The organism is Streptomyces sp. NBC_01224, from assembly GCF_036002945.1.
Taxonomy (GTDB): Bacteria; Actinomycetota; Actinomycetes; order Streptomycetales; family Streptomycetaceae; genus Streptomyces.
This window is the reverse complement of the sequence record NZ_CP108530.1, coordinates 1-14,027: the sequence shown is the minus strand read 5'-3', so window position 1 is coordinate 14,027 and position 14,027 is coordinate 1. Positions and strand designations below refer to the sequence as shown.

General features: G+C 69.3%; 12 protein-coding genes. 7 read left to right on the top strand and 5 right to left on the bottom strand.

All coding sequences use genetic code 11. The annotated features are described in order from the left end of the window. The first annotated feature begins 298 nt into the window (after positions 1 to 298). The 7 genes from OG609_RS44440 to OG609_RS44410 all read left to right on the top strand — a co-directional run bounded on the left by OG609_RS44440 (position 299) and on the right by OG609_RS44410 (position 8,142). A complete protein-coding gene (locus OG609_RS44440) occupies positions 299 to 1,567 on the top strand; it encodes an ATP-binding protein (protein ID WP_327270837.1) in 1,269 nt (422 codons plus the stop codon). Positions 1,568 to 1,670: 103 nt separating this feature from the next. Next, positions 1,671 to 3,332, top strand: coding sequence for a transposase (locus OG609_RS44435; protein ID WP_442818052.1), 1,662 nt, complete (start codon positions 1,671 to 1,673; stop codon positions 3,330 to 3,332). Continuing rightward, positions 3,329 to 3,721 (top strand): ATP-binding protein, encoded by a 393-nt coding sequence (locus OG609_RS44430; RefSeq protein WP_327270835.1) that lies wholly within the window; start codon positions 3,329 to 3,331, stop codon positions 3,719 to 3,721. Before OG609_RS44435 ends, OG609_RS44430 begins: the two co-directional genes overlap by 4 nt. 119 nt (positions 3,722 to 3,840) lie before the next feature. Next, entirely contained in the window at positions 3,841 to 4,920 is a 1,080-nt protein-coding gene (locus tag OG609_RS44425; protein WP_327270834.1) for a tyrosine-type recombinase/integrase, read from the top strand. After that, positions 4,917 to 5,276: a helix-turn-helix domain-containing protein gene (locus OG609_RS44420; RefSeq protein ID WP_327270833.1), complete on the top strand. Its 360-nt coding sequence runs from the start codon at positions 4,917 to 4,919 to the stop codon at positions 5,274 to 5,276. The genes OG609_RS44425 and OG609_RS44420 overlap by 4 nt, the downstream gene beginning before the upstream one ends. A gap of 437 nt (positions 5,277 to 5,713) precedes the next feature. Further along, positions 5,714 to 6,835, top strand: a complete 1,122-nt coding sequence (locus OG609_RS44415; RefSeq protein ID WP_327270832.1) for an integrase — start codon at positions 5,714 to 5,716, stop codon at positions 6,833 to 6,835. Positions 6,836 to 7,062: 227 nt separating this feature from the next. Beyond that, complete coding sequence (locus tag OG609_RS44410) at positions 7,063 to 8,142, top strand: hypothetical protein (RefSeq protein ID WP_327270831.1); 1,080 nt, start codon at positions 7,063 to 7,065, stop codon at positions 8,140 to 8,142. A 32-nt stretch (positions 8,143 to 8,174) separates the two neighbouring features. Here OG609_RS44410 and tpg read toward each other — a convergent pair whose 3' ends face one another. The 5 genes from tpg to OG609_RS44385 form a co-directional block, all read right to left on the bottom strand. After that, positions 8,175 to 8,729: a telomere-protecting terminal protein Tpg gene (gene tpg / locus OG609_RS44405; protein ID WP_442817921.1), complete on the bottom strand. Its 555-nt coding sequence runs from the start codon at positions 8,727 to 8,729 to the stop codon at positions 8,175 to 8,177. A 361-nt stretch (positions 8,730 to 9,090) separates the two neighbouring features. Continuing rightward, positions 9,091 to 9,291, bottom strand: a complete 201-nt coding sequence (locus tag OG609_RS44400) for a hypothetical protein (protein ID WP_442817920.1) — start codon at positions 9,289 to 9,291, stop codon at positions 9,091 to 9,093. A gap of 46 nt (positions 9,292 to 9,337) precedes the next feature. Then, positions 9,338 to 9,841 carry a hypothetical protein gene (locus OG609_RS44395; protein ID WP_327270829.1) on the bottom strand — a complete coding sequence of 168 codons (504 nt, stop codon included), beginning with the start codon at positions 9,839 to 9,841 and terminating at the stop codon, positions 9,338 to 9,340. A 399-nt stretch (positions 9,842 to 10,240) separates the two neighbouring features. Next, entirely contained in the window at positions 10,241 to 12,907 is a 2,667-nt protein-coding gene (locus OG609_RS44390) for a DEAD/DEAH box helicase (RefSeq protein ID WP_327270828.1), read from the bottom strand. A 51-nt stretch (positions 12,908 to 12,958) separates the two neighbouring features. Further along, positions 12,959 to 13,522 (bottom strand): hypothetical protein, encoded by a 564-nt coding sequence (locus OG609_RS44385; protein ID WP_327270827.1) that lies wholly within the window; start codon positions 13,520 to 13,522, stop codon positions 12,959 to 12,961. Positions 13,523 to 14,027: the final 505 nt, after the last annotated feature.

The following is a 14,027-nucleotide window of genomic DNA, read 5'->3' as shown; positions in this document are numbered from 1 at the left end:
GGGGGACCTGGGGTAGGTCGAGGCAGAGCAGCGGACGCACTCATGCTGCGATGTGCCGGTTTGGTGTCAGTGGGTGGGTGTCAGTGACGGGGTGTCAGGTGGGGGTGTTTGTGCTGGTGGGGTGTTGAGGTCGGGGCGGGGTCACTGACGTGGGGTGGTGTCTGTTGCCGATGCCACTGTCGTGGGGCGGTACACCCCATCTCGTGTCGCTGTCACGGGAACGGTATTTCTGATCTTTTTGCGGGGCGGGTGGGTTCACGGTGGTCTTCTGTCGGGCGTGTGGCCGGGGGAGGACCGGGTGGGGGAGCGGGAGCTTGAGGGCTTGGTCTCGGTGTCGCGGCCGGTGTTGGTGGGGCGGTTGCTTCAGCTGGATGCGGCTGGTGGTGTGACGTCGGCGCATGTGCGGGCGGGGGCGCAGTTGGCGGGGGTGCATCCGCGGACGGTGTGGCGGTGGGTGGAGGCGGCGCGCAGTGAGGGCCGTGTGGAGCGTCGGAGGCGTTCCCGGTTCGAGTTGTCGGAGGAGGCGTGGGAGGTACTGGCGCAGGCGGGCGGCAATGTGTCTGTGTTCTACCGGCATTTGAAGGAGTGCGGGGACGGGGATGCGGGAGTGTCGCTGGCTTCGGTGTACCGAGCGGTTCAGCGTGAGCTGGCCTCGGGGCGGGTGTTGCCGGACCGTGCCGTGGTACGCCGGGCGCGGGCTGAGCGGGAGGCCCGGCAGGCTCTGGCAGACCTTGCCGTCGCGGGTGTGGGCACCGGCACGCCGTCTGCTTGTGCCGCGGCTGGTCCGGCTGAGCTGACGCCCGCAGGGCGGGAGGCCGCGCCGGCGGGGGACGTGCCGGGCGTGGTGGTGCCGATGGGGGCTCAGGCGGTGCGTACGGCGTCGGTGCGTGCGGTGGCCGAGGCGGTGGGGCAGGCGATGGCGGCCGGGGGCGCGGCGTGTGTGTTCGGGGATGCGGGGCGGGGCAAGACGGTGGCGCTGCGGATGGCGCTGTCGGATCCGCCGGTGGGCTGGGGCGTGTCGTGGGTGCGGGTGCCGGTGCGTCCGTCGGTGTCGGAACTGCGGCGGGCGGTGTTCGAGGCTCTGGTGTTGCCGGGCCGGTTTCCGCACCGTTCGGCCGAGGCCGATGAGCGGATCGTCGGCGCCCTGGACGAGGCTCGGGTGCTGGTGGTGGATGAGGCACAACGGTTGCCAGCGCCGTGTCTGGAGTATCTGCAGTCGTTGTGGGACCACCCGCAGGCCCGGGTGGCGCTGGTGCTGTGCGGGGCGGGTAGCGAGCGCGCGGTGGCGCGTGTGCCGCAGTTGGCGTCGCGGGTCTGCGCGTGGCAGGAGGTAGGGCGTCTCGCCGGGAGCGAGGTGGCTGCGACGGTGTCTGCCTTTCATCCGCTGTGGGCTGGCGTCGCGGGTGGGGAGGTGGCGTGGATCGACCAGTCCTGCACGCACGGTGTCTTCCGTACCTGGGCTGCCTTGACGACGCATCTGCAGAACGCGCTGCTTACCGTGCCGGATGCGACGGTGGACCGGGCGCTGCTGCGGCGTCTGTTCCGGCGTTTGAGCCCTCCGGTCTGAGCGAATGTGCGGACAGGAGGGGGAGATGGAAGACGGTGGTGCGGTCGGCGCCGGGCGGGGCGGGCTTCCGGAAGCGTCGCGTACCGCGCTGCGCGGTGTGGCGGTGCGTCGGCTGCTCGCTCTGCGGGTGCGGGGCGAGCTGAAGACCGGCCATGTCCGGGTGGCGGCGGATGCGCTGGGGGTGTCGGAGCGCACCGTGTGGCGGTGGCTGGCCGAAGCCGGCCGCGACGAACGGGCAGCTGACGAGCCCGGGGCACGGGCCCAGACCGGCACGAGGTTCACGATCACACCGGAGGTCCGCGCGCTGCTGGCGCTGTGGAAGGGCAATGTCGCCGCGGTGCAGCGTGAGCTCGCTGCCCGCGCGGCCGGGCGCCCAGTAGCTGATGTCGGTACACAGGCCGGGCCGCCGCCGGGTACAGCTCTGCCGCCGGATGTGCCGTCGTTGACGACGCTGCACCGGGCGATCCGTCGTGATCTGATGCCGGGGGAGCGGGCCGGGCTTGCGGGTGGGGAGCGGGCGGCGCGCAAGCATGATGTGTTCCTGGCCCGGCCGCGGGGCTGGCGCAACCAGGTGTGGGAGACCGACCACATGCAGGCGCCGGTGCTGGTCGATGTCGAGGGCAAGGCCCGCAGGCCGTGGATCACCTGGTTCACCGACTGCGCCACCAACGCGATCACCGGGGTGGCCGTCACGCCGGTGCATCCGTCGCGGGAGTCGGTGCTGGCCGCGCTGCGCTCTGCGGTCCTGCGGGAGGAGCCCTACGGTCCGTTCGGTGGTCTGCCGGAGAAGGTACGGGTGGACCGCGGCAAGGACTTCTTGTCCAGGACGGTGACCGCCGCGTTCGATCTCCTGGACGTGACGGTGGAGGACCTGCCCGCCTACACCCCCCACCTCAAGGGCACCGTGGAGGGCCTCAACCGGGCGGTGGAGAGCATGTTCCTGGCCGCGCTGCCCGGCTACGCCCGCCAGCCCCGCCCCGGCAAACGGGCTTCCCGCCCGAAGGACGAAGTGCTGCTCGGCTTCGAGGACTTCACCGCCCGGCTGCTGGCCTGGACGCTCTGGTGGAACACCGAGCACCGCCCGGCGCCGCTGCGGGGCAAGACTCCGCTTGAGGCGTGGCAGGACGATCCCACCCCGCTGCGGGACGTGCCCGCAACAGATCTGTGGACGTTCACCCTGGAGGACGCCGGCACTCGCACGCTGACCACCCGCGGCATCCGCTTCAGGAAACGCGACTACGTGGGGCCGTGGATGACCGGCCAGGCCGGGATCCAGGTCAGGGTCCGCTTCATGCCCCACCACGACCACCGCATCGAGGTCTACCACGCCGCCACTGGCCGCTACCTGGGTCCCGCGGACCTGGCCGACCAGGCCACCGACGAACAGATCAGCGCTGTACGAAGAGCGCGGGCCGCCCGCACCCGCCGCCTGAAGAAGGACCTGGAGGCCTCCCAACGCGAGCGCTACGCCGCCGTGAACCAGCCGGAGGCGCCTCGGCGGCTCGGCGCGCTGACCACCGCGCAGGCCGAGGCGGAACTTGCCCAGACTGCCGACACCGACCTCGCGCAGATCGCGCTGCCGGACCTCATCCCGCCCGCCGCGCCCCCGGCCGACTGGCGCACCCCAGCTTCCCTGGCCGCGCTGACCACGCCAGGCCTGCCCGTCCCGCTCCCGTCCGGCCGTGACTCCACCGCTACAGCCCCGGACGGCTCGGACGGACGGGCCGCACGTCCCACCACCGACGAAGACGGAGACGCCTCGTGACCGCGGCCACCTACCAGTACGTCGACCTGCCCGATGCGTCCGTGGTCACCACCCGCGCCCTGCTCACCGCCCGGGAGAACATCACCGACACCGTCGCCGCCCGCGCCATGATGTGCATCCACGGCGGCGCCGGCTTCGGCAAGACCCTCGCCGTCAACACCTGCCTGCGAAACCTCGAACCGCACGAGGACGTCCGCAAGATCACCTTCCGGGCCCGGCCCACCGCCCGAGCGGTGCGCTACGAACTGTTCACCGCGCTCGACCTGGCCGGGGAACCACCGCGCCACCCCAGCGAGTTCGACCGCCTGCTGAAAACCGCCCTGGCCGAGCGCCCCCGTACCTTCCTGGTGGATGAGGCCCAGTGGCTCAACGGGGAGGCGTGTGGATGACCGGGTTATTCGTGAGGTGAGGGTTGCTTTTCTGCAGCTGTCTCGTTGATGGATTCGGTGGCACAGAGGTTGTTCAGGTGCCGCCTTAACCAAGAGTCATTGCTGGTTGGTGGTGGAGTGTGGCGGGGAAGCCGTTTCTTCGGCTGGTCGAGGGCGGGCTCTGCGGCCCTGCTCCCGAGGCCGGGCAGGTACCCGATGTGTGGGCGTTCCAGACCCGCTGCGTGCAGGCATTCGCCTCGACATGGACAGCGAGAGGCTTCGCTCCCACCACGATCGGCTGCTACACGTCGCTGCTGCAACGGGTGCTGGACCACTATGACCGGCCGGTGTGGCAGATCGAGCCGGCCGATGTGGACGCGATGCTCCACTCCCTGGTGGTGGCGGGGCGGGCGGCGGGGACCAGACGCCAGTACCTGCAGATGCTCCGCACGTTCCACACCTTCATCCAGGCCCGCTACGCCACCGAGATCCGCACCCTGTACGGCACCCCAGTGGCCAACCCGCTGGACCGGTTCAACCGGCTGCGCCATGTCTTCGACGACACCCCGCGCATCCTGCCGCCCACCGCCGAGCGCCTCACCGCGTTTTTCGCCTTCGCCCGCCAGCGCCTGACCACCACGTCCGACTACCCGGCCGCGGCAAGGGACTACGCACTGCTGCGCACCCTCTACCACTCCGCTCCCAGAGTGAGCGAAGCCATTCGCTTCGACCAATGCGACGTCCATCCCGCACTCGGCCCGACAGGCAAACTCCACGTCCGATTCGGCAAGGCGGCCAACACCTCGGGGCCCCGCCCGAGATGGGCACCCATGCTCGACGGACTGGACCAGATCCTCGCCTGGTACCTGGGAGACGTACGCCCCTTCTTCCCCGACACCGCCCCGCTGTTCTGCGACGCCCACGGCCAGCCGCTGAAGCCGGACACCGTACGCGACCGCCTCTGCCACCTCCTGGACCTGGAAGGCCGCCCCGCAGACGACCGGTTCACCCCGCACGATCTGCGCCGGGCCTGCGCGACCCACACTACGAGAAGGGCATGGACCTGCTCACCGTCCAGCAGCTCCTCGGTCACTGGCACATCGCCTCGACGATGGCCTACGTGCGGCCCTCGCTCACCTTCGTCGAAGACGCCTGGCGCCGCGCCACGTCGACCGCCGTCACTAACCTGGCCAGCTGACCCCAGGGCAGGACACCCATGACCACACCACCCCCTCTGCACGCCGTCGAGCCCATGCCCCCGCCACCGCAGGTGGAGTGGAGACTTCGGATGACCGCGGCACAGCGCGGTATCTGGACCGGCACCGAACTGCGCCGCCTGCTCGCCGAGCGGGCCGGTCTCGAGCTGTCTGCGGCATCGGTGTCCGCCCTGTTCACCAAACAGCCCTCCCAGGTGAAGCTCTCTACCCTGGCCGCCCTGTGCGCCGCCCTGGACTGCACCCCAGGCGACCTGCTTACCGTCGGCGAGCCCGCCATACCCCCACCACCTGGACCACGCACCACCCCACCACCTCGACAGCAGCCCGTGCCCAGCCACCGATCCCTGCCACCGCTGTGACCGCACCCCGCCCCGCACACCCCGCGACGGACCCGCCCACGACCACCCGTGCCACACCCTCTCGTGTCAAAGACAACTGCCCGGCCTGCCACCGACTGCGCTGGCTGCACCCCGACACCGGCCGCTGCCCCTGGTGCTCACGCACCTGCACGCTCTGCGGCGCACCACGGCGCTCCGCCCAGGACCTGTGCGCGGCATGCCGACGCCGATCCGCCGGAGAACGAGCTCGGGGCCCCTGCCAGCACTGCGGACGCCGACGTGCCCTCGACGCGGCGACCCAGCGCTGCCGAGCTTGTACCGATCCCACTGCCGCCCCGCCCCCAGCCCACTGCGAGCAATGCGGAACCAGCGGCCGGTGGGCCAAAGGCCTCTGCAAGCGCTGCTACGAGCATTCACCCCACACAGTCCTGACCCGCGCGGCGGGCTGGGCCAAGCGCATGCCCGCCCCGCCCTCCTGGTGGAGCGACCTCGCCGTACACCTCGCAGCGCACCGACACCCGATCTACGCGGCCGACCTCATCGCCACCACCGCGCGCCTGCTCCTCCACGCCGAGTCCTGCGACCCCTGCAGCCTCCTCGCCCGCGCTAAAAGCGATGCCCCCGAACTCGTCGGAGCGCTCACCGACTTCTTCCGCACCCACGGCCACCTCGACCCACCACCACGCCGCTCCGACAGACGAGCAACAGAACGCCGAGCCCGCCGCATCGAGGCCACACCCACCCCTCTGCGCCCCCAGGCCAAGAAGTTCGCCGCCTTCCTCCTGCGACAGCGCGAGCAAGCCGAACAACTGGGACTACGCCCCAACCAGCTGAAAACCATCGAGATCCGACTTACTGCCGTCCGCGACCTGGCCCTCCACCTCCACACCGAGGGCCACACGAACTGGGCCAGTGTCACCACCGCCCATCTGGAATCCTTCCTGGCCCTCAACCCGGCCCTCCGCGCATCCCGACTCGCGGGACTGCGCCAGTTCTTCGCGTACGCCCACTACTCCAAAGCCATCCTCCACAACCCCACCGACCCCATAAATGCCGTACAGCACAGGGGATTCAAAGGTCCCACCCTCACCCTGACCCAGCAGCGCACCCTGTACCAGCGGTGGACCACCCACCACGACATACACCCGCACGAGGCATTCATCGGCCTCGCCGCCCTGCTCCACGCAGCAACCATCACCGAGCTGCGCCAGCTCTCTGACACCGGGATCAACCCCCATCACCACAGCGTCCACTTCCCCGGCAGATCCCTGGCCATCCCGCTCGACGACGCGACCTGGACCGCACTCCAACGCTGCCAAGAACACCGACACCAACTGGGCTCGGACAACCCCCACCTGCTCGTCACTCGGCTCACCCGCACCCACCACGGCCCCGCCGGCGCCGCTCACATCCGCGACACCCTCGCCCCTACTGGCCTCCGGCCCCGCATCCTGCGCTCTACTCGCCTGCTCACCCTCGCCGATGAACTCGACGCCAAGACCCTCACCACCTCACTGGGGATGTCCTACGCAGGAGTCGCCCACTACCGGCCCAGCCCGAACCTCACCAAACCAATATGACGGTCCGAGCCCGGCGAACCGCTTGAGCTGCTCCTCGCAATGTCTATGTCCACCCAGGCATGGTGCCTTAGCGGTCTCTGGATCACCCCACGCCGTAAAGGGCTGCCTCCCGGCACACGGCAGGCAACCCTCCGCCGGAACTCATGCCCAGTCCACGCTCAGCTTCCGTAGTGCGTCGCGCTGTTCCGCGCTGAGTTTGTCCCGCCGCGACTTCGCCGTCCATCACTGTGGTCCTGGACCCCGGCGACGACGCGATTCACACGCACACTGCTCTGGCCGCCCACCATCCGCCGTCCGGCCGGATCACCCTGCACCCCGGCCCGGGCACCACCAGCGAGACCGGCCTCGCCCACGACCTTCTCGCCGCCCTGGGCAAACCGCCCCTGCTCCCGGGCCGCTTCCTTGCCGGCCGTCAGCCCGCCTGGCAAGCAGCTACCGCCTGGATGACCGCCCTGCCCATTACCCGGCTGACCGTCCTGCGCGCCCACCGCCTCACCGCCCGCCGCACGACGCGCCTCCTGCAGCTACAGGCCCTCACCGGTATCCACCTGACCCTGGTCTGCCACCGCCCACACCTCCCCGCCGCTCTCCACCAGGCCCTGCAGACGGCCGACTACTCCCTCACCGCCGACTTCGAGGCTGCCCACCGCCACTACTACGGCACGCCTGTCACCGAACCCCCGCCCGCAGACGAGCCCGCCGGGCCAGTCGGCCGGTGGCTCAACCTGCCCGCACTGGACCGCCTCGTCTCCTACGACAGCCCCCGCCCCTGCGCCGACCCGTGCACGCCACCGTCGATCGCCTGGCGGCACCGCCCACCGCCCGCGCCTCTCACCGCGCCCACCGCCCGGCGCGTCGCCCACCGGCTGCACGCGGCGACCGCACATCCTCGCCTGGCCGCGGCCGTCGCTGCCGCACTGTTCACCGGCGCCTCCCTCCAGCAACTCGCCACCGCCCGCCCCCGCGACTACGACGACGCCGCGGCCATGCTCGCCCTGCACGACCGCGCCCGCTACACCGACGGCTGCGCCGCCTACCCCGTACCGCCCTGGGCCGGCGGCTTCCTGCGGGCCGCGGCCTGCTTCACCCGCCTCGCCTCCGGCGAGGAGCAGGAATTGCTTGCCGCGCCAGGGGACCGTGGGCACCTGCTGCGCGTGGCGGAGACGGCCAGGCTGCGCCCGCCCCAGCCGCTCGCGGCTCGCCGCAAAGGCCCGGTCGGCCGTGTGGAGTGGGACTGGCGCGAGCGGCAGGAAGCCGAGAGGTACGAAGCGGTACCGGCCAGCCGCGCCAGGTCCCCACGACGCTGAACACCCTGACGTTGTTACGCGACGGGCCAGGCTCAGCCGATCGAGAAGTCGGCGAACTCGAGGTCGCTGAAGGCGATGTGCAGGCCGTGGGCGCGGTGGCCCCCGTCGCGGAAGTAGGCGTGCCCCAGCGCGCGAGCGAGGATCACCATCTGCTGCTGCTCGCCTGCGCCGGCATCCCGGGCGGCGAAGAGTTCCCGGGCGACCTCTCCAGGCAGGTACTGGGTGATCCACCGCACCCGCGGGTCGTCCGAGGAGCCTGCAGGAGCCGCGAACCCGAATCGCGCCCTGGTGTGGAAGACGAAGCCCTCCGCCTCGGCCTGGGCACGCCGACGGGCCCGTATTCGGGGCTGCCACCGAGCCAGGACCGCTTCCTCGATCGCCTGGGCATGCTGCGCACCTGGCGGACGACGTGTTCCGGGCTTCTTTGTCACCCACCGCTGCACGGTGCGCTGTGAAACGCCCAGGAGGCGTGCCACCTTCTTCGTGGAGCCCTTCTCGGCCCTCATGAGGAAACGCAGTGCCGAGGCGCCTGTAGGTACCGGGCGCGTCAGCAGCGCTCGCTCAATTCCGTCGCTGATCTCCCCCACGACTCTCCCCGGCGCTTGACCCCTATGGCTGTCTGCGCTGCCATACCTCTCACAGACGCGGCCTCCCACGATCGAGATCCGCCGTACAGGGCACACGATGGGCAAACCTGGGCTACAGACGCAGAACGGGAGACAGGGACGGTGACGGACCGAGGGCAGAGCGCCCCGGTTCGACCCGCCGATTGCCAGTGCTGCGTGGGCGTCTTTGGGTACGCAACAGGGCAACGAGCAAAGTGCTGAGGTGCATGCCATGGCTGTGCGTGCACCCACTGCGCGAGTGCCGTCAGCCCGCACTGGAACGCCTGCTGCGCCTTGCTCGGGGAGGAGCCGCGCCCAGGTGTCCGGGCTTCTGCTGCTCCAGTCACAGTCCGATGTCGTCGCCGTCCATGAGGACGCCGGGTGTGATGCCGGGCAGCTGGCCGTCGGCATCGGCCAGGTCGGCGAGGACGCGGTGGTGGCGTTGCCAGTCCAGTGGCCAGGGGCAGTTCCAGTCCGGGTCGTTCGCGGTGAGCTGCGCCGCGCGCTGCGCCGCCCGCTCCGGGTCCTGTGCTGCCCACTTCAATCCGAGGTCGACGAGGGGCCTTGACCCTGGAATCCTGCTGATGCCGCTACGCCGCTGCGCCTCCGAGGATCCTCAGTGAGTACCTCTCGTATGCGCGGTGCAGAACCATCCTCACCGGGCCCGAGACCAACACTCCGCTGACAACGTACTCCTTTTCGATTCCCGTCTTGGTCACCTGCTTCTCGTACAGGGAGTCGGTCTCCTTCTTCGCCCGGTCGAGCCACGAGGACGCCTTGTCATGGTCGATTCCGGCGACGTCGAGACCTGTGCAGGAAGCCAGGAACTCGAAATCGCCTGGTTCCTTCGTACCCGCGCGGCACAGCAGGGAGGACATGTTCTTGTGATCGGCGTAGCCGGCCGACACGGTCATCCCGTTCTTGCCGCGCCCGTGAACGTACGTCCTCATTTTCCCGTTGGGCATCTCCTGCTCGATGGGCTTTTCGAGTCGGATCTTCCAGTCCTTCGCCAGTCCGGTGAGGAAATCGTTCCCGGTGTATCCCGTGGCCATCGTCCTGCCCGGGCTAAGCGTGGCCTGTTTGTCGCTGGTCACCGCATGCTTGGGCAGATCGGAGGCCTGCGGCAGGGTCTGTGTTGCGGACGGCTCGGGACGAGGTGCCACTGTCCTCGGCGCTTGTGGCGATGCCACGCCGGGGCTGTCCTGGCCACAGGAGGCGGTTCCCACCGCGCCGGCGACGAGAGTTATCAGTACGACGGGAACGCGGAGGGCGGCCCGTGTCCCGAGCCACTGTCCACCCGAACGCGCCCTCTGGATCTGGGGTATCACCGAGAGCCCACTCCTGCCGGGAACTTGAAGCCGTCCTGGACGACAGCCGCCAGCATTCCGGATACGGCCATGATTCTCTTGCGTACTTCTCTCATGTGCACATGCTCTCCGAGGGTGATGTCTGCCGATGCGGAAGCGACTTGCTATTGAAACCAGCACCGGACGCTACACGGCCCACTCCACCCCGAGCTTGCGTAGTGCGTCGAGTTGTTCGGCGGTGAGCTTGTCCCGCCTGGACTTGGTGTTGCTGTACCAGATGCCGAGCTTGGTCTCGGTTCCGTCGGGCAAGGTCTCCACCGCCTTCCGGGGTACCGGTCGGCCCACGCCTTCCCGTTCGACCCATTGCGCGAGTGCCGTCAGGCCTCGCTGGAACGCCTGCTGTGCCTTGCTCGGGCCCTTCGCCGTACGCGGGGCAGCCTGGGCGGCAGGCGCCGCCTCAGCGGGCTGGACGCCCAGCGCGGTCAGCCGCTCCTGCTGCTCGGGGAGGAGCTTCGCCCAGGTGACCGGCTGCTTCTGCTGCTCCAGCCACTTGCCGATGTCATCGCCGTCCATCAGCACGCCAGGCTGGATCTCGGGCAGCACGCCATCGGCGTCGACCAGGTCCGCGAGCACCCGGTAGTGCCGCTGCCAGTCCAGTGGCCAGGGGCAGTCCCAGTCCGGGTCGATCGCGGTGAGCTGCGCCGCGCGTTCCGCCGCCCGCTCCGGGTCCTTGCCCAGGCCGTTCTTCTGGCCCTTCCGGCGGAGGTTGGCCATGTGCTGGCCGACGGGCGTCATCGCCTCGCCCTCGCCCCATACCGCGTCTTGCCGGGGTGCGAGGTGTCCGGTGGCCCGCTGGTAGGAGCGGAGCGCGGCGAGTTTGTTCTCCCAGGCTTCTTCGCCGGGCTCCCAGACCATCCCGGCTTCGGGTGCGTCCAGCAGGGTCTTGCGCCGCGCTTCCAGCTCCCCGGCCCGCAGTGCTTTCCGCTGCTGGTGCACCCACCTCCCAAGGGGGAAGTCCTTCGTGACGCCCACCTCGACCTCAACGTCGTAGGGCACGGCATAGAGGCCGGTGATCTCGTTCTCGGCTCGCCAGCGGAGGAGGGCCTGGTAGCCCTCGAGCCAGACCAGGCTCTCGGGCCGGTAGACCCGGGTGCGCAGGAATGCGGCGATGGTCGCGGCGTCACGAGGGGTGGAGAAGTGGAGTAGGGCGGACTCGGCGGCGGCGTGGGTGTCGTCCTGCTCCTGGTCCTCGCTGTGGTCCTGGCCGCTGGCTCCGACGATCCGTCCGTCCTCGTCGCGCTGGACGTGGACCTTGCGCTTGCCGCTGGTGAGGGCGCGGGAGGCGAGCTGTTCGACCAGGCGCTCATCGTGACTGCGCAGGCCCTGGAGAACCGCCACAAGGGGCCGGAACGAGGCGCTGGCGACCATGTCGGTCGGGTCTTCGCCGGGCTCCAGGAACACCGGCACGATGATCCGGGCCACCTTCGTGCTGCCATCCTTGTTGAGCCGCAGCGCCCGGCCGATGTTCTGCACGATCTCGACCTGGGAACCGCGGGTGTCCGCGAAGCAGACAGCCTCCACACCTCGCTCACCGGTGATGTCGACGCCTTCCCCGAGCACGCGAACGCTCGCGAGGAACGCGCGGTGGACCCGGCGGCTGGCGGCGTCGATGCCGCCTGCGAACTGGCGCAGCACCTCGCGCCGCTCGCTGACGAGGTGGTCGCCGCACAGCCACGCCGACCAGACGCGGTCCGGGGGTACGTGGCGGCCGGCCTCGAGTTCGTAGAACTCCGCGTCGATGGAGGACTTCGGCAGCTTGTCCGCGGCGGCCAGGTCCTCGTCGGATGCGTCGTTGACGTACAGCTCGGCAGCGGTCCGAGGCAGCTTCTCCGCGAACGCGGCGGCTTCCTCCACCTTCTGGTGAAACGTCATGACCGTGCGGAGGTTGTACGCGGCGGCGTGCTCCAGGAGCGCGGTCTGCAGGAGGGCCAGGCGCCGGCCGCGCCGCGCCTCTTCGGACTCCCCGATCACGGGGGAGGGGTCGCGGATCTCCAGCACGTCGATCTCGAACCCGGCGAGGATCTCGCGCTCGATCGCCTCGCTCAGACCGAGTTCTGCGAGCCACGCGCCGTACGTGCCGTCCGGGTCGTCGGCCATGGTCGCAATCTCCACCTCCTGGCCGTCCGCGCCCTTCTGCGGCCGGGCCGCGGCGAGGATGCGCGGCGTGGCGGTCAGGTAGAGCCGGAAGGCCGCCGGGATACGGGCGTTGTCATGGATCGCCGCCCACGGACGACCAAGATCACCAGCGGTGCCGTGTGCCTCATCCACGATCGCGAGGTCGAAGCCCGCCATCTGCTGGCCATAGAGCCGCTCTCCGCCCGCCAGAGCGGCCTCCAACGGCCCACGAACCTTCCCCTGGCCCATCGGTGCGTCGATGTCCTCGCGGTCCACCAGGGAGGCGTACGTGGCGAACACGACGACCGGCCCGGACCCGGCCCACAGGGCCAGTTGGATCGGGTTGGTGGTGGTGCGCACCCCCAGCGAGTTGAGGACCGCATCGTTCTCCAGCGAGCACACCGCGACCATCGGGGCCCGGTGGCCCACCAGGCGCCACGCTTGGGCGGTCTGCACGAGCAGGTCCAAGGTTGGCACGGTCACCAGGATCCGGCCGCCCGGGAAGCAGTCCAGCGCGCACGCGGCGGCCGTGATCGTCTTGCCCGAGCCGGTCGCTGACACGATCGTGCCCCGGCCACCCTGCGGGGGCACAGATGACCTTGCAGGAAAACCAACCCACCTCCGGAATTTTTCCTTCTGATCTACCTGATGCTCTCGAAGCTGAAAATAACCCTTCACTCTGCTCGCTCTCTCATCTCGCCTGTTCAACCGTCGCCGTAAAATAAATTCTCACCAACCGTGCTCAGGAGGGCCGATGACGTCCTTTCCGATCATGCGAGCAAGGTGACGTGCTCTGTCTTCATCACCGGGATAGACGTGGACGTAGACCGTATGTCCCGCCACTGGTTCATGGTTGGCATCGATGTTGAAGCAGGCCTGAACGCCTGTGCGTGCGTACTCAGGTCCTAGGCCGAGCTCCGGTATGGCCGGCCACCTGAGAGCCATCCACGCGAGCTGCCCCCACACCGCAGGGCGCAGCACCTCTACGGCCCTGGAGAGAACGTCCCCCTCCAAGACTTCCTCCGCATCAAGCTGCATGGGCAGCAGTCCAGTCAACACCGCGGCGTCATCAGACAGGTCGGCACCCCGAAAGTTAGAACGACGGTGGGAGAACCACGCATCCGGAAAGAGGTTACGAGCCTTCAGCACATCATCGACATCGCCCAGCTCTGCATCGAGGTATCCAGTCTCGCCTTCATAACCCTCTCCGCACCGGACAAGATCGAAAGCCACAGAAATAATGCTTGCTGCGTCAAAGGTTCGGTAGATCGGATAAGCCTGCGCGTTGCCCATCAGTGGTCCCCAAGCCATCAGTATGTCACTCGTTTCTGCCAACGGTACATGCTGAATCAAACTTGATGCACCCACTACACTGGAACCCGATACGGACGAGCGACCCCCCACCCCTTGTAGCCAGCCAAGCCCGCGTAGCGGGCTTCAGGTCCTGGAGGCGTAGCCGGAAGAACCAGGGTGGGGGAGCGCAGCGGACACACCATCAGACGGATGCGAAGTATCCGTCAACTCCCTTACAAGAGTTCCGATCACTCGCGCCTGACATCCCGCCAGACAGGGCCCCGCACAGCGGGGCCCACCGGCCCGCAACGCGGGCCGGCCCCCAACTCCAGGAGCGAAGCGGAGGGAGTTGGCCCGGCTCTGCCGGGCACACTGCGCGAAGCGCAGACTCCGTGAAACGGAGTCAACTCTGGTGCGCAGCACCAGAGTCCGCACCCGCGGAGCGGGTGCGCAACCACCGCGCAAAGCGCGGTGGTTCGCTTGCACATCGCGCAGCGATGTGGTA

Coding starts and splice junctions, on each gene's coding strand:
- OG609_RS44420 (WP_327270833.1), top strand. CDS start 4,917: ATGACCACACCACCCCCTCTGCACGCCGTCGAGCCCATGCCCCCGCCA.
- OG609_RS44415 (WP_327270832.1), top strand. CDS start 5,714: ATGCCCGCCCCGCCCTCCTGGTGGAGCGACCTCGCCGTACACCTCGCA.
- OG609_RS44385 (WP_327270827.1), bottom strand. CDS start 13,522: ATGGGCAACGCGCAGGCTTATCCGATCTACCGAACCTTTGACGCAGCA.